Consider the following 23099-nt stretch of genomic DNA (forward strand, 5'->3'; position numbering starts at 1 on the left):
GTAGGTAAAAAATAATTCAAGAACAGATAATATATAAAAACAGATTTCTCTTTAAGAAATAAAATATATTTTTGTAAAAAAACACAGATGAAAATAAAATTAATAGCAGCAAGTTTTTTCTTAACCTTAGCATTAGTCTCTTGTAAAAAAGAAGATAAGAAAGAAGTGGCTGCCCCAGTTGAAGAAGTAAAAGCCAACACATTTGATGTTACAGTTGAGTTGGTGATTAAAAAAGATGACGAATTAATCCTTTTTTATAAAGATCCTTCAATTAATTATTTCGACGAAAAAAACACCGTTTATTATGGTTTAAAAGGCAAACAAGAGCCTCAAACCGTAACATTCAGCATTCCTGAAGGAGTTTTACCAAATGATATCCGTTTTGATATTAGTTCGAAAAAAGAGCAAGAACCGGTAAAAATTAACGCTATAACTTTAAGTTTTGAAGGCAGAACATTTAAAGTTGATCAAAAAGATTTACTAAAATATTTTACCCCTAATGAATTTATAGTATTTGATGAAGCTTCATCGACAGCTACTTTCATTCCAAAAGGAGATCAATACGACCCATTTTTTAATACAAAACCAGCAATTTATATAGAGCTTGAAAAAGTTAGAGGGGTTAAATTATAGTTCATAATAAACAAAATTTTCAAAGGCTATTCCTGACAAGGTGTAGCCTTCTTTTTATAAAAAACACATGAAATAATGTTTAGTTTTTTTAATAAAGTTCTATACGATAAAAAGCACAAAATATTAGTTTCTAATTTTGTTTACCTTGCTATACTCCAAGGTTTAAATGTACTGTTACCCTTAATTACCTTCCCTTATTTAGTCAGAGTTTTGGGAATAGAAAATTTTGGATTACTGTCTTTCTCATTCGCATTAATCACCTATTTTCAGATTATTACAGATTTTGGATTCAACTCAATTGCTACCAGAGATATTTCAGTTGCGATTGAAGACAAGAAAATGCAACAAGATATTTTTAATGACGTAATGTCTACAAAATTATTTTTGCTTGTTTTGTGTTTCTTTTTGATGTCAATTATTGTTTTTAGTTTTGAAATATTCAGCAATCATTGGGAACTTTATTTTTTCTCTTTTGGATCTGTTCTTGGTCAGGCTATTTTTCCAGTTTGGTTTTTCCAAGGAATGCAAAAGATGCGGTATATTACTTATCTGAACATATTTACAAAAATTATTTTCACCATCGCAATTTTTACTTTTGTCAGACAACAAGAGGATTATTTTTTAGTTCCTATTTTTAATGCTTCAGGAATTGTAATCGCTGGAATCCTATCTTTTTATTTTGTAAAAAAGCACTTTGATTTACAATTAAAACTACAATCCTTTCAAAGGATCAAAAACCAATTAATTAAAGGGAAGTATGTTTTTTTGTCCGAATTAAAAATTTCTTTGTTTACCAATACCAATACATTGATATTAGGAATTTTTGTAGGCAATCAAGCAGTTGGTTACTTTAGCGCTGCAGAAAAATTAGCCAGAGCTATTGGAAATTTCCAAACTCCTATTTCGAATGTCTTGTTTCCTTTTTTGGCCAATGAAATGATTTCAAATAAAATACAGACGATTAAGAAAATAAATAAGATAACAAGAATTGGCGCACTCTTTTTTTCGATAATTGTGCTCTTGGGATTCTTTTTTGCTAAGGAAATTATAACGTTAGTTTATGGACAAGCAATGAATCCAGCGATCATTTTATTTAAAATAGTGCTAATCATTCCACTTGCATCATTCTTAGACACGATGTTTGGTAAACAAATTTTACTAAATTTAGGGAAGGACAATTTATATTTTCGGGTCATTTTATGGGCAACCGTTTTAAATATCAGTATAAATTTAGGATTAACCTACTTTTATGAAGCACTAGGAACGGCCATTGCACTTACTGTTACACAAATTTTTATAGTATTTGGAATGTGGTTTTATGCAAAAAGAGAAACGGATAAATTCTGCTAATAAAAAGAGCCATGACACAAATTAAAGTAAGCGTCATTATTCCTGTATACAACGCAGAAGGATTTTTGGACGATTGTATACAATCATTGATAAGTCAAACATTACAGGAATGTGAGTTTATTTTTGTCAATGACGGCTCCTCTGATTCCAGCCAACAAATTATTGAACAATTTCAGGAAAAAGACAATAGGATTATCCTGATTAATCAAGAGAATAAAGGCATTAGCGGTGCGAGAAATACAGGAATTGAAGCTTCAAAAGGCATTTATATTGGTTTTGTTGATAATGATGATTCTGTAAAGGAAACGATGTTTGAAACGCTATATAACAACGCCATAAACAACAATCTCGACATTGTAGTTTCTAAAACGATTTTAGGCAGAGATGGTAAGTATATCATTAAGCAAGCCGTTTTTCCTGTAGAAAAAATATATGACCAGGAATTTATCCAGAAAAATATTATTCCAAGTTTATTGCGCGAGGAAGATTTATTTGCCGTTTGGAATAAAATTTATAAACGTAGTTTAGTGTTTCAGAATGATGTTCGGTTTCCAAAAACGAGAGTTATTGAAGAAGATAATATGTTTAACATTCAGATATTTAATCAGGCCTCTAAAGTAATTTTTATAGATTATAGCGGTTATTACTACAGAGAAGTACCTACTAGTGAATCCAGAAAAACAATTGAAAATGATTATTTTGACAAGGCGCTACAAAAATTCCATTTTGATTACAAAAAAGAATACGACCTTTCCATCACTTATCAAGAATTAGAAAAGCTAAAAGCCACTCGTTTTATCCATCGAGTATGTTATTTAGTATATAAATGCGCCACGGCTGAAGCTTCTTTCGGCAAAAAATTAAGTTATATTAAAAACATGGTTTTTCACCCAACAGTCTTTTCTTTATCAAATCAATACTGCAATGAAATACTGTATACTAAAGGAAAATACGAATTTCTAGTTTTGAAAATTATAAAAAACAAGTCGATTGTTGGTTTATATTTATTAGTTTTATCAATTAAAACGGTTTACCATCCCAAAATTTCAGAAACCATTCGGTTTTTAAATAATCCAAGAATTCAAAACACTTAAAAATAAAAAATTGCTCAGAAAATTATATACAATCCTTTTTTTTCTAGGTCTTTTCTTTTTTTCGTTTAACGAATATGAAGGTCTGCCGATACTTGGAGAGTTTAAAAGTGAGGCGGGTGCAGTTTTCTTTTTGTTGGGATTTTTAGTATTAATTATTGAATCTGGTTTTACTAAAAAAATTACGATTCCTTTAAAAAACCCAATTTTTCAAATCATGTTGGTTTTTCTATTCTGGTGTTTCATTACTACAGTATTAAATATTCAAACAGTAGAATCTAACTATTTTAAGCACACAGGAGGAATTAACAGATTTATCAGGCAATATTTTGCCTTGTTACTTTCGAGTATTATTTTCTTCCTTTTTTACTATAATGTTATCCGAAAAATGGAACTGAAAGACCTGCTTTTTAAAATAAGGAAAGCGTTTTTCTGGTCTTTAATTGTGGCTTCTGTTTATGGTTTTCTGGAGATTTTAGTCTCTTATTTTGGTCTTGGATTCTTCTATCCGATTTTAAAATTATTTGATTATTTTCCTTTTTTGGAAGTCTTAATTCATGATAAAGGACGTATTTCTTCCATTGCTTATGAACCACCATTTCTTGCAATTTATTTAATCACCATTGCCGGATGGATGTTCAGTTATATTTTGACCGAAAAAAAGAGTTGGAAATTTCTGCCGGCCATTTTGGTTTTAGTACTTACCTTTTTTTCAGGATCAAGAACAGGTTTAATGGTTGTCCTTTTTCAATTAATTATTTTTGCGACGATCGTTTACAAAGACAGAAAAATTAGAAATTATTTTGTAAAATCCTTTTATGGGTTTTTGATTCTATTTTCGGTGTTGCTTATTTTCAATGGAAAAAAAACAGTAAACGCCATTTCAGAAAAAGTAATTTCATTAAATTTTATTGGAAATTTAAAAAGCAATAAGTCTAATCAATCTCGATTTGGGTTGCAATATGCTTCCTTACAAGTTTTCAAGGAAAATCCTATTATTGGGGTTGGTTTTGGACAACAGACGTATCATAGCAGAACACACTATCCAACTTGGGCTACAAAAGATAATTATGAGTTTGATTTGATGTATAAGAATAAGAATGTAAAATCATTCCCTCCGGGATATAATCTTTATACCAGATTATTGGCAGAAACGGGTATAATTGGTTTTTTGATTCTATTGGCATTGATTTATTATTCCATAAAGCAAACAAAAATATTCATAAAAAACAGTACTGGAGAGAAGCAAATCCTGTCTTATATACTATTAATTTCGTTATCAGGTCTATTTATTAATTGGTTGCAGATAGATACTTTTCGAATTTATGGCATTTGGCTCTCCTTCGCTATTTTGATGCGATTGTCTCAAGAAAAAATAACGATAAATGAATAAGGTCGTTCTATTAATTCCGCACTATAATAATCCGCTTGGACTAATGGCATCTGTGGCATCAATAGAAGCTTCAGAAGCTGTGGATATTGTTATTGTGGACGATGGGAGCATCAATGGAAGAATCAATGAAGCAGCTACAAATACTGCTTTCAAAGCAACAGGAAAAATCACGTATATTTATTTAGAAAATAATGAAGGGATTGAATCTGCGCTGAATCATGGCTTAGATTATATTGTAAAAACAAATCAATATCATTTTATTGCTCGATTGGATTGTGGCGATACTTGCATTGGTAAACGGTTTGAAATACAAGAAAAATTTCTGGTTGAAAATCCTGAAATAAAATTAGTGGGTTCGAATGCTATTGCGGTGGATCCAAAGGGCAATTTTTTATACAAGACTTTATTTCCGGAAAAGAACCAAGAAATAAAGAACAAAATGTTTACTAACGCTATGTTTCTTCATCCAGCGGTTATGTTTGCAGAAGAAATTATAGCTATTGTCGGGAAGTATCCCATAAATTATAAAGCAGCTGAAGATTATGCTTTTTTCTTTAAAATTGTAAAAGAATTCAAAACGGCTAATCTGCCAGAATTTCTGCTGCAATATGAAATCAATCCATCAGGGATTTCCTTTTCAAAGAGGAAAGTACAGGTCTGGAGCAGAATAAGGGTTATTAAGGATAATTTTTATTTTGGTTTTTGGCCAGTTTATGGAATTATAAGAAATCTGATTTTGTATATTTTACCCCATTCAATCATTCAAAAAATAAAAGGGTTCAAAGAATGAGTATATTTTCAAAGAAAGAAAGCTACAGCAACATTATTCTCTTATTAGTATTGGCATTGTCTTTTTCAAAATCAATACCCAATATTATTTTAGGGATTGCTTTGTTGTTTTATGCCGTACTGCTTTATCAGAAAGAAATAGTTTTTCCAAAAAAGCACTATTTTTTTCCCTTTGGATTGCTTTTCCTGTATCTGCTGATTAAGGCTGTTTTCCAATCCTCAATTGATAACGAAGTAAATGTATTCAGTCGATTTTTAATGGTAATTATACTTCCAATAGTATTTATTCCAGTTCCAAGAAATAAAATAATTTGGGGTTTTATAGCATCGGTTTTTATCGCTGTCAGTATTGCCTTAATTCATACTTCCATTTATTATTTAGACAATAAAACACTTCCTTTCAGTAATGGGGAAGACGTAAATAGAATTTTGATAATAGAAAGGCCTTACATGGGATTTATATGCCTTGTTGCATTAATTTTATGTTTATTCATGGCAAAAGAATATCCGAAATTTAAAAAAGCACTATTTGCTTTGGGTTTGTTTTTTGGAATTTTTATCTTTTTTATTGCGGCAAGATTGTCTTTAATCACGTTAATTGGAGTCGCTATAATTTACTTTTTATTCTATTCAGGTTTATCCGCTGTAAAAAAAGCAATAATTATTACAGTCTGTTTTATAGCCGTATTTACTGCTTTGTTAAGTTATAAAAATTTGTCAAACAGATTTTTTGTTGCCGATAGTTTCCAAACAATGCAAGATTATGAACCAAGAGTTGTAATTTGGAGTTGTGCATCAGAGATAATTCGTTCGTCTGATTTTAATTTAATTTTTGGAAGTAAAAGCTTCAATTGGATGCAAGAACAATATGTTCAATGTTATGCTGATTCTATTTCAAATGAAAGTAAAAAAGCATGGTTTTTAGCTATAAAATATAATTCTCATAACCAATTTATTGACTTTTTTCTAATTGGTGGTTTTTTAGGATTGGGACTGTTTTTATTTTTTGTGTTTTCTATGATGAAAAATGCTATAGGAAATTTTTACTTTTTTTCAATTGTTGTTTCTTTAACGTTATTTTTTTTGATGGAAAATGTATTGCATAGGCAATTTGGTTGTTATTTAACCGCAATCGTATTTTCTATAACCGCAAAATATAGAGATGAAAAAAATTAAAATTGCCCATATTCTCCATTCCGTAGGAGGTGTTGATGTTTCCTTGCGGCTAATTCTTGAAAACAGCAATCCATCACAATTCGAAAATATCGTAATCCATGGAATTGTTGATACAAAAGAAGGCTTTTACGATAAAAATAAAGCTCTTGTTACGGAATATAAATTGCCTATCTCCAGAGAAATAGCAGTTGTAAATGATCTTATCTCGATAATAAAAACATACCGAATTCTAAAAAAGGAAAAACCGGACTTAATTCACAGCCACAGTGCTAAAGGAGGTGTAATTGGAAGGATAGTTGCAATTTTTACGGGAATTCCGGTTGTATATACTCCGCAGGCATTTTCCTATTTAAGTACAGATAACAATTTTAAAAGAACCGTTTTCCTGTTAATTGAAAAATTATTATCCAAAGGAAATGTTACCCTTTTAGCTTCTTCCAAGTCTGAAATGAAACGAGCAATTGAAGAAGTAGGGTTTAAAAAAGAAAACGTATTGCTTTTCAATAATACAATAAAACCAATTGATGAAATCAATCCGTTATCCATAAAAAAAAGCTGGCCTGACAATTATATTTGCACCGTTGGCCGTCCGTCTTATCAGAAAAATATTGAATTCATGATAAGGGTTTTGTACGAAATAAAGAAAACGACAAATATTCATTTAGTTTTAATGGGAGTAGGACCAGTTTCGGATAATTTAGATTCCGTAAAAAAACTTATAAAAGAGTTAGACATGTCAACTAACATCACTCTTTTGAACTGGACGAAAAGAACGGATGTTTTTAATATCATTAAGGATGCGAAATTTTATATTTCAACGGCACGATATGAAGGATTGCCCTATTCTATTATCGAAAGCATGGCATTAGCAACGCCTTGCATAGTTTCAGATTGCGATGGCAACAGAGATTTGATAACAAACGATTTTAATGGATATCTAGTGGAAGAAAATAATACGGCAGATTTTACGGCAAAATGTATTAAATTATGGAACGAAGAGGAAATACATGCAACGTTTTCAAAAAACGCCAAAAATTCATTTGAACAAGAGTATAATATTTTAAAAAAAATCGTGAATTTGGAAACTATTTATCTAAAACAATCAAATTTAAAATATAAAAAGTCGCATAAATAGTCTTATTTTGTCCAAACAAACAACGTTTATGAAAAGAATACTCATCACCGGAGCGGCAGGATTTTTAGGATCACATCTTTGTGACCGTTTTATTAAAGAAGGCTATTTTGTTATAGGCATGGATAATCTCATCACTGGAGATTTAAAAAATATAGAACATTTGTTCAAACTGGAGCATTTCGAATTTTATCATCATGATATTACCAAATTTGTCCATGTTCCGGGTCAATTAGATTATATTTTGCATTTTGCTTCACCCGCAAGCCCAATAGATTATTTAAAAATTCCAATACAAACATTAAAAGTAGGTTCTCTTGGAACGCATAATCTTTTAGGTTTGGCACGAGTAAAAAATGCCAGAATTCTTATTGCATCCACTTCTGAAGTTTATGGAGATCCATTGGTTCATCCACAAACTGAAGAATACTATGGAAATGTAAACACAATAGGGCCAAGGGGCGTTTATGATGAAGCGAAACGTTTTCAGGAATCCATAACTATGGCATATCATACTTTTCATGGAGTAGAAACCAGAATCGTTCGAATTTTCAATACGTATGGCCCAAGAATGAGACTCAATGACGGTAGAGTCATTCCTGCATTTATAGGTCAGGCGCTTCGTGGGGAAGACTTAACTATTTTTGGTGACGGAATGCAAACGCGTTCTTTTTGCTATGTTGATGATCAAGTGGAAGGAATTTTCAGATTATTGCATTCTGATTATGTTCTTCCGGTGAATATTGGTAATCCGGATGAAATTACCATTAAAGACTTTGCCGAAGAAATTATAAAATTGACAGGAACCAACCAGAAAGTGGTTTATTTTCCTTTACCTATAAATGATCCTTTGCAACGTCAACCTGATATTACCAAAGCAAGAAAGCTGTTGGGTTGGGAAGCTACAGTAAATCGTGCCGAAGGAATGAAAATCACCTATGACTATTTTAAATCATTGTCTAAAGAAGAACTTTCAAAAGAAGAACATAAAGACTTTTCAGGTTATATTAAATAGTGAAACAAACGTATTTTTAGATTCATTTTAAATTAATAGTATCGAATACATTCTCTAATTATGACGGTATCACAAATAGGAAGATATTCAAAATACATACGGCCTATTAGTGTTTCAATTGATCTAATAGTTATTTCAGGACTAAGTTTGTTCATCTTTAGAGAACTAAATTTAGACATTGAATATTATCTTATTTATCAGACAATTGGATGGATTACTGCTGCTTTTTTTATACGATTTTATGAAATATATCGCTTCACAACACCCATTGAAATTATTTCGAAAATAATCAAGCAAGGAGTTTTATTTCTTTTGATTATCATTGCTTTTTTTCCATTTTCAAAGCAGGTTGCCTTTAGTGGAGAGGTGATTGTAATGTTTATATCCTCAGTTATGTTGCTGATTACGATTTCAAAATTTTCATTGTTTTATTATTTAAAAGAATATAGAATATTAACAGGAAGTAACTATAGAAGTGCGGTCATTATTGGTTATACGCCCGAAGCAATTCAACTAAAAAATCTTTTTGAAACAAGAAATGATTATGGATATCGTTTTTTAGGTTATTTTTCGGATAAGAAATCAAATCAGAATATTAAAGGAAAATTAGCGGATTTGAAACCATTTGTAATTGAAAATTGTGTGGATGAAATTTACTGCTCTTTAAATGAAATTTCCAATGAGCATTTGAAAGATTTGATTGATTTTGCCGATGAAAACAATAAAACAATAAAATTTATACCAGATACAAAAGAGATTTTTTCTAAGAATTTAAAAATAGATTATTACGATTTTTTTCCTGTGCTTTCGTTGAATAAAACAATGTTGCATGAGCCAAGTACAAAGGTGTTTAAAAGAATTTTTGATATTGTTTTCTCGATCACAATTATTGTTTTTCTATTGTCTTGGTTAATTCCACTATTAGCGATCTTAATAAAATTAGAATCCAGAGGGCCTGTTTTTTTCAAACAAGGAAGGCCTGGAATTGATGAAAACGAGTTCTTTTGTTATAAACTTCGTTCCATGAAAATCAATAAAAAAACGGAAACAGAAGCCTCAAAAAATGACCCGCGAGTTACCAGAATAGGGAAGTTTATGAGAAAGACAAGTATGGATGAAATGCCTCAATTTATAAATGTTTTACTTGGCGATATGTCAGTTGTAGGTCCGCGGCCACACCTTTGGGCCCAAAATAAAACCTATGGGAATAAAGTTAAAAAATATATGGTACGTCATTATGTTAAACCCGGAATTACCGGATTAGCGCAAGTAAAAGGTTTTCGTGGCGAAATTGAAACAGAAGATGATATGATTAACAGAATAAAATTTGATGTTTTTTACATCGAAAATTGGTCTCTTATCCTGGATTTAAAAATAATTTTCCAAACTATAGTTAATATTTTTAAGGGCGAAGAAAAAGCATATTAAAATGGAAACACCATTAGTCTCAATTATAACGCCTTCTTTTAATTCTGAAAAATTCATTTCAGAAACGATTCAGTCTGTGCAGAATCAAACCTACAAAAATTGGGAAATGATTATTGTGGATGATTGTTCTTCAGATGAAACGGTTGCTATTGTTACAAAAATGGCACTTCAGGACAATAGAATCAAACTTTTTCAATCCGAAAAAAATTTGGGAACCGGTATTGCCCGGAACACGGCTTTGGCTAAAACAAAAGGAAGGTATATTTCTTTTTTGGATGCTGATGATTTGTGGAAACCACAAAAACTGGAGAAACAAATCGATTTTCTTAAAACCAATAATGTACCTTTTACTTTTTCATTCTATGATTGCATTGATGAAGAAGGAAAGCCATTGAACAAAAGAGTGGAAGCACCTGGAAATCTTTCCTACAGACAACTTTTTTTTTGTAATTATGTTGGGAATCTTACCGGTATTTATGATGTGAATTATTTCGATAAAATCACTATTTCTTCCATTAGGAAGCGCCAAGACTGGATGTTATGGCTTACGATTCTAAAAAAGATTAAAACGGCACAGCCTATTCCTGAAAGTCTGGCCTTTTATAGGATTAGAGAGCATTCACTTTCAGCTTCTAAATTAGACTTATTGAAGCATAATTTTATGGTTTACAGGACTTTTCATGGATTTAATATAGTTGTTGCGTCCTTTTGTATGATTGGGTTTTTATTCACGCAATTAATCATAAAACCAGGTTATAGTAAGAAGTTAAATAAATGATTTAAACTGCTTTAATTTCCCTCGATTGCTTCTATCCAATGCTTTTTTTCTAATAAAACTAAAGTTTAAATTAGGTTCCAGATACAAGGCAATTGCGGTTTCTATTTTTTGAATTTGTTTCAAATTTAATTCGGTTTCACTCATATATTCAATTTCAAAAGTATCAATTTTTGTTTGTTTAATAATGAATTCTTTTACGTTTCCATCGTCTTCAATAAAGCTTTTTGTTACATAATAAAATGTCAATCCGGGTGATTTTTTCCCGCTTGGCAAAAGTGCAATATCATTTGTCCTTCCAATTAATTTCTTGAGAATAGGTTTCTTCAACGTACTTTTTTCGTCCAGAATCCCAATATCGCCAATCTCATAGCGTATAAACGGGTGCGCTTTGTTGAATAATGAAGTAATGACAATTCGGCCAGAAGTACCGTTTGGAACCGCTTGATTATTGTCATCCAAAATCTCTACAAATAATGTTTCCGAATTCACTTGCCATTCCTCTTGAGGGTTTTGAAAAGCGATTAAATCCAGTTCTGAAGCACCGTATTCATTAACAATCGGAATTCCAAATTGCTGCTCTAAAAGAATTTTATCTGCTTCAAAAAGCATTTCGGAAGTCACCATACATACTTTTAAAGTGGGACAGATTTCCTTTAAAAGGACGTTTTTTCTCTTTAAATATTTGGCAAATAAAACAATTGAACTCGTGTAACCATTGATGTAATCAAATTTTTTATTCTGAAATTTTTTCAGAATCTCTTCTAAAATAACATCTGACAGGTCAAAAATGGAGAATCGAAACCGATGGCTCAATAAATCTTTGAAACGTTCTTTTTTGTTGCCAATAAAATCCATTGGAATCCCATAAAAACGGGCCTGATACGAACGGTTAAAATCAATTCCGTACCAACCAAAACGATAGATATTCGAAGCCCAAGTCAAAGCGTGACTGTATTTATCTTTGGCAAAAATAAAAGGATCGCCGCTGGAACCAGACGTTTTATTGACGTAACTGTTTTTTGGAGAATACCCGCTCGAAAGTCTTTCAAGCAATGGTTTTTGTAAGTTTCTTTTATTTAAAACAGGTAAATTATCCCAGTTGGTAGCATTTGAACCAACTAACTCCTGATAAAATGGATTGTTTTGTAAATGAAAATCTACGATTTCCAACTTTTTATTTTCAAGGAAAGCTTCGTGTTCTTTTTCGGATAAAGCGACAATTTTTCGCAATTCGGCTTTGGCTTCCTTCATTGGGAAACCATTTAGTTGCAGTGATAAGTCGAAAAGTGGAAGCATTTTAAAGGTATATTTCATCAAAAATAATATTTACTTACAACTAATGACCAAGAACCAACAACTTTTTGGAAATTAATTATTTTTTAAGTTCAAAAGCAATTATTTTTGCACCACAACTAAATAAAACAACATCATGACTATTTTACTATTGGGTTCAGGCGGAAGAGAGCATGCTTTTGCATGGAAAATGATTCAAAGTCCGCTTTGTGACACACTTTTTGTAGCACCAGGAAATGCCGGAACAGCAGCAATAGCGAACAATATTGATATAAGCCCAACAGATTTTGACGCTATCAAAGCTTTTGTTCTTCAGGAAAAAGTAGAAATGGTTGTTGTAGGACCCGAAGATCCATTAGTAAAAGGGATCTATGATTTCTTTTTAAATGATGCAGAGTTAAAAGATATTCCAGTTATTGGACCATCAAAAATTGGTGCTCAATTAGAAGGAAGTAAAGAATTTGCCAAAGAATTTTTGATTAAACATAATATTCCAACTGCTGCTTACGATAGTTTTACTGCCGAAACAGTTGAAAAAGGATGCAAATTTTTGGAAACGCTACAACCGCCTTATGTTTTAAAAGCGGATGGATTAGCAGCTGGAAAAGGGGTTTTGATTATTCAAGATTTGGCGGAAGCCAAAGAAGAATTAAGAAACATGTTAGTACACCAAAAATTTGGTGACGCGAGTTCTAAAGTGGTGATTGAAGAATTCCTTGACGGAATAGAATTAAGCTGTTTTGTCCTTACCGATGGAAAAAATTATAAAATCCTGCCAACGGCCAAAGATTACAAACGTATTGGCGAAGGGGACACGGGGTTAAATACAGGCGGAATGGGAGCAGTTTCTCCAGTTCCTTACGTTGACGCAGTTTTGATGGAAAAAATCGAAACACGCATCGTAAAACCAACTATTGATGGTTTCCAGAAAGACGGAATTCCATACAAAGGATTCGTTTTTATTGGATTGATTAATGTGAATAATGAGCCAATCGTAATTGAATACAATGTGAGAATGGGTGATCCGGAAACGGAAGTGGTTGTTCCAAGATTGAAAACAGATTTAGTCGAATTGTTTTTGGCTGTAGCCAATGAAAAACTAGATGAAATTACGTTGGAAATTGACGAAAGAAGCGCTACTACAATTATGGTAGTTTCTGGTGGATATCCAGAAGATTTCGAAAAAGGAAAAGTGATTTCAGGATTGGAAAACATCCAAGACTCTATTGTTTTTCACGCAGGGACAAAAATAGAAAATGGAAATGTTGTTTCGAATGGTGGAAGAGTTTTAACCGTAACTTCTTATGGAAATGATTTCGAAGAGGCCATAAAAAAATCTTACCAAAACATAGATAAACTAAATTTTGATAAGATGTATTTTAGAAAAGATATTGGAAACGATTTAAAATAGTTTCTATTATCTATCGTTCACTTTTTTTTAATATTATTTTAAGAAAGAGTGAGCGGTAGTATCTTGATTTTCTGTTCCTGCGTCTTCAAAAATTTTCAATTGTTTGATCCAATATACCATTGCGGCTGCACAAATAATCATGAAAATCCAGTTGATAGTATTAGCAACAAACCAAGATTTAAGCTCTAATGCACGTAAAAAATCTAGAGGAGCAAATAAAATATTTACAAATAAGTATTGTATTCCTTCGAAAAATGCTTTCATAATGTATAAAATTAATTTTATTAGTTGTTTTTAAAGAGCTCTGGATAGCAGAAAGGTCTTATTAGTAAGAATCTTTTTGAACTTGCAGGGTTTCCTTTTTAAACAAGTATTATATTTACAATCACAAAAGTATAAAATATCCTTATGATAACAAGTGTTTTTAAAAAATCTACACCATTAAATTTTTCTTTGGTTGTAATTTTAATACTGGTTTTCTTTTTAATATTCCAATTTCAAGATTTATCTTGGACTAATTCCCTTTTTTTGATTTTAAAAAAAGTGGCATTGTTCTGTGTTTTATTGGCTTCTGTTTTTATTACAAATTTCATTGTCAAAAAAAATGGATTGAGCAAAGACAGTACATACACCATTTTTTTCTCCTTTTTATTACTGCTTTTTTTCCCTTCGGTATTAGACAACACGAACCTGATCGTTTCAAATTTCTTCATACTATTAGCTCTTCGCCGATTGATTTCATTGCAATCACTTAAAGCTTCCAAAGAAAAAATATTTGATGCATCATTGTGGATTTTTTTAGCCGCATTATTTCATTTTTGGAGTATTATTTTTATGGTATTGGTTTTCATATCTATAATTTTCCATGTTTCCAGAGATTATAGAAACTGGTTCTTGCCGTTTATTGCCTTTTTCACAGCGACAATTCTTTTCTTGTTATATGCGACAGTATTCAGTGTAAACGTAATCGAATATATAACAAGGAGTGTAACGATGGATTTTAGTATTGATTATTTTACCAATAATTACCAAAATGCCGCTTTTTCGATTTATGCTACTATTGCATTATTTTTCGTTATTTCTATGTTTGCAACATTGTCAAGCAGACCGCAGCTTTTACATGTTTCTTTCAAAAAAATAGTAGCTTCATTCTTTATTGGAATAGTAATTTTCTTAATTTCGTCCAATAAAAGTAATGATTTATTGCTGTTTACCTTTGCGCCATTAGCTGTTATGGCAACAAGTCATATTGAAATTGTACAGCTAAAATTGAAACAGGAAATCGTATTGTTTGTTTTTATTCTATGCAGTCTTTTTGCCTTTTTCTCGCAATTATAATTTCTCACCAAAAGCTAAATCTCCGGCATCACCAAGTCCCGGAACGATGTAACTGTGTTCATTTAGTTTTTCGTCTAATGTAGCAATCCAAAGATGACATGTGTCGGGTAAATGTTGTTTAAGATGTTCAATTCCTTCTGGCGCAGCAATTACAACTGCGATATGAATTTCTTTTGGAATTCCTCTTTCCATTAATTTATTAAAAACAGCAACTATAGATTGTCCCGTGGCAAGCATAGGATCAATCAGTAGTACATTTTTGTTATTTATATCAGCAATTGCTTGGTATTGAACCACAATTTCAAAATCATCATCATTATTGGGATGGTATCTGAAGGCTGAAATAAAACCGTTTTCTGCATTGTCAAAATAGTTCAAAAACCCCAAATGCAAAGGCAATCCTGCACGTAAAATGGAGCAGAGAACCAATTGATCTTCAATTTCGGTAGTTTTCTTGATGCCAAGAGGCGTTTGAATTTCGACGTTTTTGTAATGCAATTCTTTGCTCAATTCATAAGCCATTATTTCACCAATACGTTCAATATTTCTTCTAAAACGCATGCTGTCGTTATGAACATTCACATTTCGAATTTGTCCTAAAAAATGGTTCAAGACACTATTGTTTTCAGATAAAATATGGATTTGCATCGTTTTAATTTTGGAATTAAACTTCTAAAGTTTTTTTAATCTATAAAAGTATAAAAAAGTATCTTTGCGTTTTAATATATAAAGATATGTTTTCAAAATTAGCTTATTCAGTTTTCGAACAAAGTATTAAGGATTATCATCAATTTGATAATGTTGATCAACCCATAAATAATCCTTTTCCAAAGGATAAATTTGAACATTTATTGTATCATAAAAACTGGATTGACACGGTGCAATGGCATTTTGAAGATATTATCCGTGACCCAAATATTGACCCGGTTGCCGCTTTGACTTTGAAAAGAAGAATTGATGCTTCTAATCAAGAGCGTACGGATATGGTAGAATATATAGACAGTTATTTTCTTCAAAAATACAGCCATGTAGTAGTAAAAGAAAGTGCTAAAATCAACTCAGAAAGTCCTGCTTGGGCTTTTGACAGATTGTCAATTTTAGCCTTAAAAATTTATCACATGAATGAAGAAGCTACTCGTGCAGCAGCTTCTCAAGAACACAGAGATAAATGTCAGGCTAAATTAAATATTCTTTTAGAGCAAAGAACTGATTTGTCAACTGCAATTGATGACTTAATAAAAGACATTGAAAATGGTGATAAATTTATGAAAGTGTACAAACAAATGAAAATGTACAATGATGATGATTTGAATCCTGTTTTGTACCAAAACAAGAAGTAATTCTCGTTTTAATTTGGCCCAAAAAATCAAACATATAACCGTCATGAGACTTTCCGCAATGGGAGATGTCGCCATGACGGTTCCTGTTTTACGCGCTTTTGTAAATCAGCACCCAGAAGTTAAAATTACAGTCATTTCCAGACCATTCTTCAAACCGTTTTTCGATTCCATTCCGAACGTTTCTTTTTTTGCTTTCGATGAAAAAGAACGGCACAAAGGATTTCTGGGATTGTTGCGTTTGTTCCAAGATTTAAAAGAATTCCATACTGATGCTTTCGCCGATCTGCATAATGTTTTGCGTTCTAAAATTGTCAGAAGTCTTTTTGCTTTAAGCGGAAAAAAAGTGGCCTCGGTTGATAAAGGAAGAGCGGAGAAAAAAGCATTGACCCAACCCGAAAATAAAATTTTCAAGCAACTGCCAACGATGATTGAAAGACACGTAGAAGTGTTCAGGCAACTTGGTTTTTCCATTGACTTGTCATCCCGAAGTGTCGGCACGGTTTTCCCTGAAAAACAAGCTTTAGATACTGAAATCATTAAATTTACTGGAGAAAAAAACCAGAAATGGATAGGAATTGCTCCTTTTGCACAATATGATTCTAAAGTGTATCCTTTGGATTTAATGCAGGAAGTCATCAATCAATTATCAGCAAATTTAGATTACAAAATACTGCTTTTTGGTGGCGGAAAAAAAGAAATCGAACTCTTAAATTCGCTTTCTTCCAACAAAGAAAATGTCATTACTATGGCAGGGCAACTCAAATTTCAACAGGAATTACAACTCATCAGTAATCTTGATGTAATGCTTTCCATGGATTCCGGGAATGCCCATATTGCAGCTATGCTTGGTGTAAAAGTCATTACGCTTTGGGGCGCAACACATCCTTATGCCGGATTTTCACCTTTTAATCAACCAATAGAAAATGCATTGGTTTCCGATAGAAATCTGTTTCCAAAATTACCTACTTCGGTGTATGGAAATAAAAAAGTGGAAGGCTATGAAGACGCTATGCGAACGATTGCTGTAGATTCTATCGTAAAGGCTTTAAATATCTGTAAACAAATAAATTAAAAAATTTATACATAGTATAGGATTTTAATTTCCCTCTAAATTTTGTTGTTAGATGTAAGAATAATTTTAACATTTTTATAACGAAAAGAATTCAAATTTTTAGTGAGAATAATACTATTTTTGGTTTAAGTGCGTTAGGTTTTACACCCAAAGCTGACTTGATGTGGAAGAAGATTGCTTTTTTCGGTTAAGTTGCTTTTAGAAATTTTGAAATGCTAAAACAATAAAATAGAAACTATTTATGCCAAAAATTATAGTAACAATTGCAATTTTGTTCTTATTCTCTTTTTCAGCGTTTTCTCAAAAAGCAAACCTTTCGGGTGTTTTAACGGATGGTAGCGAAAAAAAACCTGTTTACAATTCAGTTGTTGCTTTATTAACCCCCATAGATTCTATTTTATACAAGTTTACCCGATCGGATAAAGAGGGGAACTTTAATCTCAAAAATGTAAAAGCAGGAAACTATATATTGATGACGGCCCATAACCAATATGCTGATTATGTAGATGCCATAATCGTTAATGAAAATGAGAAAAACTTAGGAACAATTGCTTTGATAAGCAAAATTAAACTGCTGCGAGAAGTAATTATAAAGACTGGTTCCATTAGAATTAAAGGCGATACTACCAGTTACAGAGCAGGTGATTTCAAGGTTGATGCCAATGCAAACGTAGAAGAATTACTAAAAAAACTGCCAGGAATACAAGTGGATAAAAATGGCACCATAAAAGCCATGGGTGAAACAGTAGAAAAAGTATTGGTGGATGGCGAAGAATTTTTTGGTGATGACCCTGGTATGGCGGTAAAAAACTTACGAGCAGATGCGGTCAAAGAAGTACAAGTTTTTGATAAGAAAAGTGATCAAGCTGAGTTTACAGGAATAGATGATGGCGAAACAAAAAAAACAATTAACCTAAAATTAAAGGAGGATAAGAAGAAAGGGTATTTTGGCAAAATAGACGCTGCAAACGGACCATTAACAGCGATTGATTCCAGATATAATAGCAATCTTATGTTTAGTGATTTTAAAGGTAAAAGAAAACTATCCGCTTTTTTATTAAATGGGAATACGGGTCAAGATGGACTTGGTTGGCAAGATAGCGAAAAATTTGGTGGACGAGAGAATGATGTAAGCATGAGTATGGATGATGATGGAAATGTAAATTATGAATGGACAGGAGGCAATACTGATGATGAACCGTATGTTGACACTCAAAATGGTTTTATCAAAAACACTAATGCAGGATTGCAGTACAGCAACAAGTGGAATGATAAACAAACATTGAATCTCTCGCCAAAATATAATAAGCAAATTTACACCAACAATAATAGCAGGATTACCCAAACACAAGTAGGAGAAACCCAACTAAACGAAAACACATCAACGATAAGCAATGTAAATAGAAGTAATTTTAAACTAAATGCGACTTATGACGTAAAATTAGATTCTATAAACTCCATAAAATTTACTGCCAAAACCAATTTTTATACTACCGATAGCGATGAATTTACAAACGGACAGACTACGGGAGATAATGGATTGTTAAAAAACAAACAAGAAAAAACATTTATTACAAAATCGGATAAGGAGTCTTTGTTTGCAAGTATTTTGTATAAACATAAATTCGCCAAAGCCCGTCGTACATTTTCTGTAAACAGTAGTTGGAACATTTTGAATACGAATGCAAATAATTTTTTAAAGTCTTCCAATGAAAGTTATGATGGAGGTGTTTTTTCCTCCAGGGATGAGGTGGATCAAAACAAAATAGGAGAAAAAAGAAATCAAAATCTTACTGTAAACGTTGCCTATACGGAGCCTATTGGTAAGAAATTTGCATTGCAATTTGCCCATCAAATTACTTATAATAGTGGTGAAAGTAATTATTTAACGTATGATTATTCGGATGCTACAGGCAAGTATGATTTGGTTGTAAATTCTTTATCAAACGAGTTCAAACAGACAATAACGACAAACAAGCCTAATTTAAAATTGAGTTATAATGCCAAAAAAATAAATTATAGCTTCGGGAGTGGTTTTGGTTTTACTTCATTTGATTTGCAAGATCAAACTTTAAACAAAGAATACAAACGCAACTATACCAACTTTTTTCCAGCTGCAAATTTCTCCTACAAATACAAAAGCAATAGTAATTTACGGTTCAATTATCAAGGTGCAACCAAACAACCTACTATCGATCAATTACAGCCTTTGAGGAACAATCAAGATTTTTTCAATCAAACGTTAGGTAATCCAGATTTAAAGCAATCCTTTACCAATAGTATAAACCTATCAAACAGTAGTTATAGTATTTTGACAGAATCACATTTTTATCAAAGTATTTCTCTTAGAACTACTACCAATTTAATTTCTTACAACAAAGATATAGATCCAGAAAGTGCTAAAACAATTACCAAACCCATAAACACAAACGGTAATTTTTCTGGAAATTTTTATTTTGGCTATGGATTTAAGATAAAAAAAATAGATTTACAAGTTAATCTTAATCCATCTGTTAACTATAACAAATCAGTACTTAGTATTAATAACAAAACCAGTAATTCCAATTCTTTAAATTCAGGACTTTCAATTTACTTGTATAAATCAAAAGAAAAGAAATATGAATTTAGTTTAAGTAATAGTTTTTCAAATAACAGAAACAGTACTTCTCTAAACGATGAAATAAAATCGTTTAACACCAATAATTTGGGCTTGGATATAGGTGTTTATTTCAGAGAAAAATGGAAACTGTCCACAGACTATAATTTATATTCTCGACAAAAAACGGTCGATTTTCAAACCAATCTCACCAATCAATTGTGGAATGCAAGGCTGCAACGTACCTTCAAGAACGATGAGTTTACAGCTTATATCATGGTACGAGATATTTTGAATCAAAATATAGGCATAAAAAGATATGTTTATGAAAACATAATAGGTGAGGAACGAAACGATAGGCTCAAAAGATATGCTATGATAGGCTTTACCTGGAATTTTAAAAATAAAGGCGAAACAGTAAAAAAATAAATTTGTAACTATTCTGAAATAAAATATACAAATTTGACAACGTCATTTTGCTTTTTTAACGCAGAATAAAAGTAAAAGAACGAGACAAAACGAGTTCACGGAATAACAATAAATAGTAACATATGAAATCAATACTTTTTTTTATTACTGTACTAATTTTTACAACTACATCAAAAGCACAACAATTTATAGATAAAGCTGTAATTGAATATGAAGTAAATACCAATCTCAAAAAAACAATGAGCAATGATAGTTGGGATGAGATGATGAAAGACAACCTGTCGGACTTAAAAATATCCTATTTCACCTATACTTTTGCAGACAACAAAAGCATGTATAAATTTGATAGATGGAGCTCAAAAACAAGAATACCAAAACACGAAAAAGATGCCGATGAAGAAAATACTTGGTATTTTGATTTTACAACAAGAAAAATGAATATGCAAAAACAAATAGTAGGAACTAATTTTGTAATAGCAGATAGCATACCAAATATACAATGGAAAATCACAAATGAACATAGAGAAATAGCAGGTTATAATTGCCGAAAAGCTGAGGGTAAAATAATGGATGACGTATATGTATTTGCTTTTTACACAGACGACATTACCATTTCTGGTGGTCCATGTTCTATAAGTGGCTTACCGGGTATGATTTTGGGACTTTCAATACCAAGATTATATACCTCATTTATCGCAACCAAAATAGATTTAAATAGCAGTAACGCATCCGACATAAAACCCATTACAGCCAAAAAAACCTATGATTTAATGGGGCTAAAATCGTTGATAGAAGAAAAAACAAAGGATTGGTACACCTATGGCGAGGATAAAGAAGAAAACAAAAGGCAAAAAAATATTTTTTTGTGGAATGCTTTTTTATAATTAGTTAACAAATTGATTTTGAATAATGTTTTAAATTTGATGCTACACCTAACATTAAGGAAACAGAACTTTTTTCAGTTGTAGCTTTTGTTTATTGATCTCGTTTGTGGGCACAGAATACGCTATCCGTTAACGTGAAAAATTAAATGTATTTCCGATACCGGGGTTCATCCTTTTTGTGGCAACGTGCCACAAAAAGTGTAAATGAGTATCAAAACAATTGCTACTACATATTTCATAGGATTAAGTTTTAGGTAATAATAACCTAATTTAAGTGCTGTTCGAAAAATGTCTCCAATTTATCAAAAGGGATAACATTCACTTTATCATACAAATCTACGTGAACAGCATTCGGGATAATCATTAATTCTTTTGGTTCGGTGGCCATTTTAAAGATGTCTTCACTAAAATAGCGAGAGTGTGCATTTTCTCCTGCGATTAAAAGCATGGGTCTTGGCGAAATTTCTTTTGCGTAAGTCAATATTGGCATATTCATAAACGAAATCGTATTCGTAATTAACCAAGCTCCAAATGAGTTCACAGAATTCGGATGAAAACCACGAGACGTTCTGTAATAATCAAAATATTCTTTTACAAATTGAGGTTCATCGCCTTTCAAATTTTCCGGTAAGTTACGTGGACCATCGGCTGGTTTTCCGTTTTCGGCATCTTTCCAACGTTGCTCACTCAATCCTTCCAAAGTTTTTGTACGTTGTTCTAATGTCACCGAATCATTATATCCTTTCGATATAACCCTCGTCATATCATACAAACTTGTCGTTGCAACGGCTTTCACTCGTTTATCAACCGCAGTTGCATTTAAAGCAAATCCACCAAATCCACAAATCCCGATTATACCAATTTTATTTCTGTCAATAACCGATTGAAGCCCAAGGTAATCCACCGCAGCACTAAAATCTTCGGTATTGATTTCCGGAGAAGCTAAATTTCTTGGTTCGCCACTACTTTCGCCTGTGTAAGATGGATCGAATGCTACTGCAGCAAAACCACGTTCTGCCATTTGGTTGGCATATAATCCGGACGATTGTTGTTTCACTGCTCCAAAAGGACCGCTGATAGCAAGTGCGGCTAATTTTTCGCTTCCACGATCTTTAGGAAGGTATAAATCGCCTGATAATGTAATTCCATAACGGTTTTTGAAAGTTACTTTTTGGCGAGTTACTTTATCGCTCAGTTGAAATGTATAATGTTCTGTTGTATTCATTTTTTTTGGATTTTTATCTGATAATTTCTGTTTCATCTGTGCTGTAAGTTGTCCTAAAAACAATACCATCACAACAATTATTAATGTGAGTTTCTTCATTTTATTTGAATATTATTAATGTTAGTTTTATTTTAATCAATTGATTTAATGATTTTAGCCGGAATTCCCCCCACAATTACATTGTCAGGAACATCTTTGGAAACTACTGCTCCAGCTGCGATTATCGAATTTTCACCAACAGTCACTCCTGGCAAAATGGTAGCTCCGGCTCCAATCCAGACTTTTCGTTTTATGGTAATAGATTTTGTAATTAAAGCTCTTCTATCGTTAGGATCTATCGGATGATTTTCTGTAATAAGATTGACTTTCGGACCAATTAACACTTCATCTTCTATCGTAATTCCTCCCATATCCAAAAAAGAACAAGCATGATTAATGAAAACGTTTTTTCCAATGCTGATGAACTTCCCGAAATTGGTATAAAACGGTGGAAATATAGTTGTGCTTTCATCGATTTTTGTTTCGATAATCTCACTTAAAAATTTCCGAACATCATCAATGTTATCAGAAGCATTTAATTGTTGGGAAAGTTTGATGGTTCTGGTAACAATCTCATTTATTTTATAATATTCAGGATCATTTAAACGAATTGGTTCTCCCGATAGTAGTCTTTCTAATATATCTGTTTCTAAATTTTCCATACCGTATTTTAGCTAAATTGTACGA

At 31.9% G+C, this 23099-nt stretch carries 21 protein-coding genes; 16 read left to right on the forward strand and 5 right to left on the reverse strand.

The window, feature by feature from the left end:
• Window positions 1-87: 87 nt before the first annotated feature.
• The 10 genes from ACNQGG_RS01265 (at window position 88) to ACNQGG_RS01310 (ending at window position 10785) form a co-directional block, all read left to right on the forward strand.
• Window positions 88-633 carry a hypothetical protein gene (locus ACNQGG_RS01265; protein ID WP_417960770.1) on the forward strand — a complete coding sequence of 182 codons (546 nt, stop codon included), beginning with the start codon at window positions 88-90 and terminating at the stop codon, window positions 631-633.
• A gap of 75 nt (window positions 634-708) precedes the next feature.
• Window positions 709-1983, forward strand: a complete 1275-nt coding sequence (locus ACNQGG_RS01270; protein ID WP_417960772.1) for a flippase — start codon at window positions 709-711, stop codon at window positions 1981-1983.
• A gap of 11 nt (window positions 1984-1994) precedes the next feature.
• A complete protein-coding gene (locus tag ACNQGG_RS01275) occupies window positions 1995-3077 on the forward strand; it encodes a glycosyltransferase (protein ID WP_417960774.1) in 1083 nt (360 codons plus the stop codon).
• Between the two features lie 10 nt (window positions 3078-3087).
• Window positions 3088-4467, forward strand: a complete 1380-nt coding sequence (locus tag ACNQGG_RS01280; protein WP_417960776.1) for an O-antigen ligase family protein — start codon at window positions 3088-3090, stop codon at window positions 4465-4467.
• Window positions 4460-5257 carry a glycosyltransferase gene (locus ACNQGG_RS01285; protein WP_417960778.1) on the forward strand — a complete coding sequence of 266 codons (798 nt, stop codon included), beginning with the start codon at window positions 4460-4462 and terminating at the stop codon, window positions 5255-5257. Before ACNQGG_RS01280 ends, ACNQGG_RS01285 begins: the two co-directional genes overlap by 8 nt.
• Window positions 5254-6432, forward strand: a complete 1179-nt coding sequence (locus tag ACNQGG_RS01290) for an O-antigen ligase family protein (protein ID WP_417960780.1) — start codon at window positions 5254-5256, stop codon at window positions 6430-6432. Before ACNQGG_RS01285 ends, ACNQGG_RS01290 begins: the two co-directional genes overlap by 4 nt.
• Entirely contained in the window at window positions 6419-7567 is a 1149-nt protein-coding gene (locus tag ACNQGG_RS01295) for a glycosyltransferase (protein WP_417960782.1), read from the forward strand. The genes ACNQGG_RS01290 and ACNQGG_RS01295 overlap by 14 nt, the downstream gene beginning before the upstream one ends.
• A gap of 28 nt (window positions 7568-7595) precedes the next feature.
• Window positions 7596-8579 (forward strand): UDP-glucuronic acid decarboxylase family protein, encoded by a 984-nt coding sequence (locus tag ACNQGG_RS01300; RefSeq protein ID WP_417960784.1) that lies wholly within the window; start codon window positions 7596-7598, stop codon window positions 8577-8579.
• Between the two features lie 60 nt (window positions 8580-8639).
• Complete coding sequence (locus tag ACNQGG_RS01305; RefSeq protein WP_417960786.1) at window positions 8640-10007, forward strand: undecaprenyl-phosphate glucose phosphotransferase; 1368 nt, start codon at window positions 8640-8642, stop codon at window positions 10005-10007.
• A gap of 1 nt (window position 10008) precedes the next feature.
• A complete protein-coding gene (locus tag ACNQGG_RS01310; protein ID WP_417960788.1) occupies window positions 10009-10785 on the forward strand; it encodes a glycosyltransferase family 2 protein in 777 nt (258 codons plus the stop codon).
• Here ACNQGG_RS01310 and ACNQGG_RS01315 read toward each other — a convergent pair.
• Complete coding sequence (locus ACNQGG_RS01315) at window positions 10774-12081, reverse strand: phenylacetate--CoA ligase family protein (RefSeq protein ID WP_417960945.1); 1308 nt, start codon at window positions 12079-12081, stop codon at window positions 10774-10776. The genes ACNQGG_RS01310 and ACNQGG_RS01315 overlap by 12 nt on opposite strands.
• A gap of 133 nt (window positions 12082-12214) precedes the next feature.
• On the opposite strand from ACNQGG_RS01315, the gene purD reads away from it, so the two are divergent.
• A complete protein-coding gene (purD, locus tag ACNQGG_RS01320; protein WP_417960790.1) occupies window positions 12215-13489 on the forward strand; it encodes a phosphoribosylamine--glycine ligase in 1275 nt (424 codons plus the stop codon).
• A gap of 33 nt (window positions 13490-13522) precedes the next feature.
• On the opposite strand, the gene ACNQGG_RS01325 is transcribed toward purD, so the two are convergent.
• Window positions 13523-13753 carry a DUF6341 family protein gene (locus ACNQGG_RS01325; protein WP_417960792.1) on the reverse strand — a complete coding sequence of 77 codons (231 nt, stop codon included), beginning with the start codon at window positions 13751-13753 and terminating at the stop codon, window positions 13523-13525.
• A gap of 144 nt (window positions 13754-13897) precedes the next feature.
• Between ACNQGG_RS01325 and ACNQGG_RS01330 the strand changes: the two genes are divergently transcribed.
• Window positions 13898-14827, forward strand: coding sequence for a DUF6427 family protein (locus ACNQGG_RS01330; protein WP_417960794.1), 930 nt, complete (start codon window positions 13898-13900; stop codon window positions 14825-14827).
• On the opposite strand, the gene upp is transcribed toward ACNQGG_RS01330, so the two are convergent.
• Window positions 14822-15475: a uracil phosphoribosyltransferase gene (gene upp, locus ACNQGG_RS01335; protein ID WP_417960796.1), complete on the reverse strand. Its 654-nt coding sequence runs from the start codon at window positions 15473-15475 to the stop codon at window positions 14822-14824. The genes ACNQGG_RS01330 and upp overlap by 6 nt on opposite strands.
• An 86-nt stretch (window positions 15476-15561) precedes the next feature.
• On the opposite strand from upp, the gene ACNQGG_RS01340 reads away from it, so the two are divergent.
• From ACNQGG_RS01340 to ACNQGG_RS01355, 4 genes are all read left to right on the forward strand, one after another.
• Window positions 15562-16167 carry a DUF4254 domain-containing protein gene (locus tag ACNQGG_RS01340; RefSeq protein WP_417960798.1) on the forward strand — a complete coding sequence of 202 codons (606 nt, stop codon included), beginning with the start codon at window positions 15562-15564 and terminating at the stop codon, window positions 16165-16167.
• Window positions 16168-16210: 43 nt separating this feature from the next.
• The gene (locus tag ACNQGG_RS01345; RefSeq protein ID WP_417960800.1) at window positions 16211-17239 is read left to right on the forward strand and encodes a glycosyltransferase family 9 protein; all 1029 of its coding nucleotides are present in this window, start codon (window positions 16211-16213) and stop codon (window positions 17237-17239) included.
• Between the two features lie 241 nt (window positions 17240-17480).
• Window positions 17481-20264 (forward strand): outer membrane beta-barrel protein, encoded by a 2784-nt coding sequence (locus ACNQGG_RS01350; RefSeq protein WP_417960802.1) that lies wholly within the window; start codon window positions 17481-17483, stop codon window positions 20262-20264.
• A gap of 122 nt (window positions 20265-20386) precedes the next feature.
• Entirely contained in the window at window positions 20387-21148 is a 762-nt protein-coding gene (locus tag ACNQGG_RS01355; RefSeq protein ID WP_417960804.1) for a GLPGLI family protein, read from the forward strand.
• A 265-nt stretch (window positions 21149-21413) separates the two neighbouring features.
• Here the strand turns inward: ACNQGG_RS01355 and ACNQGG_RS01360 are convergent, their stop codons facing one another.
• Window positions 21414-22472 carry an alpha/beta hydrolase gene (locus tag ACNQGG_RS01360; protein WP_417960806.1) on the reverse strand — a complete coding sequence of 353 codons (1059 nt, stop codon included), beginning with the start codon at window positions 22470-22472 and terminating at the stop codon, window positions 21414-21416.
• 32 nt (window positions 22473-22504) lie between these two features.
• Window positions 22505-23074, reverse strand: coding sequence for a sugar O-acetyltransferase (locus tag ACNQGG_RS01365; RefSeq protein WP_417960808.1), 570 nt, complete (start codon window positions 23072-23074; stop codon window positions 22505-22507).
• Window positions 23075-23099: the final 25 nt, after the last annotated feature.

It is taken from the genome of Flavobacterium esculini, from assembly GCF_048284325.1.
Classification (GTDB): Bacteria; Bacteroidota; Bacteroidia; order Flavobacteriales; family Flavobacteriaceae; genus Flavobacterium.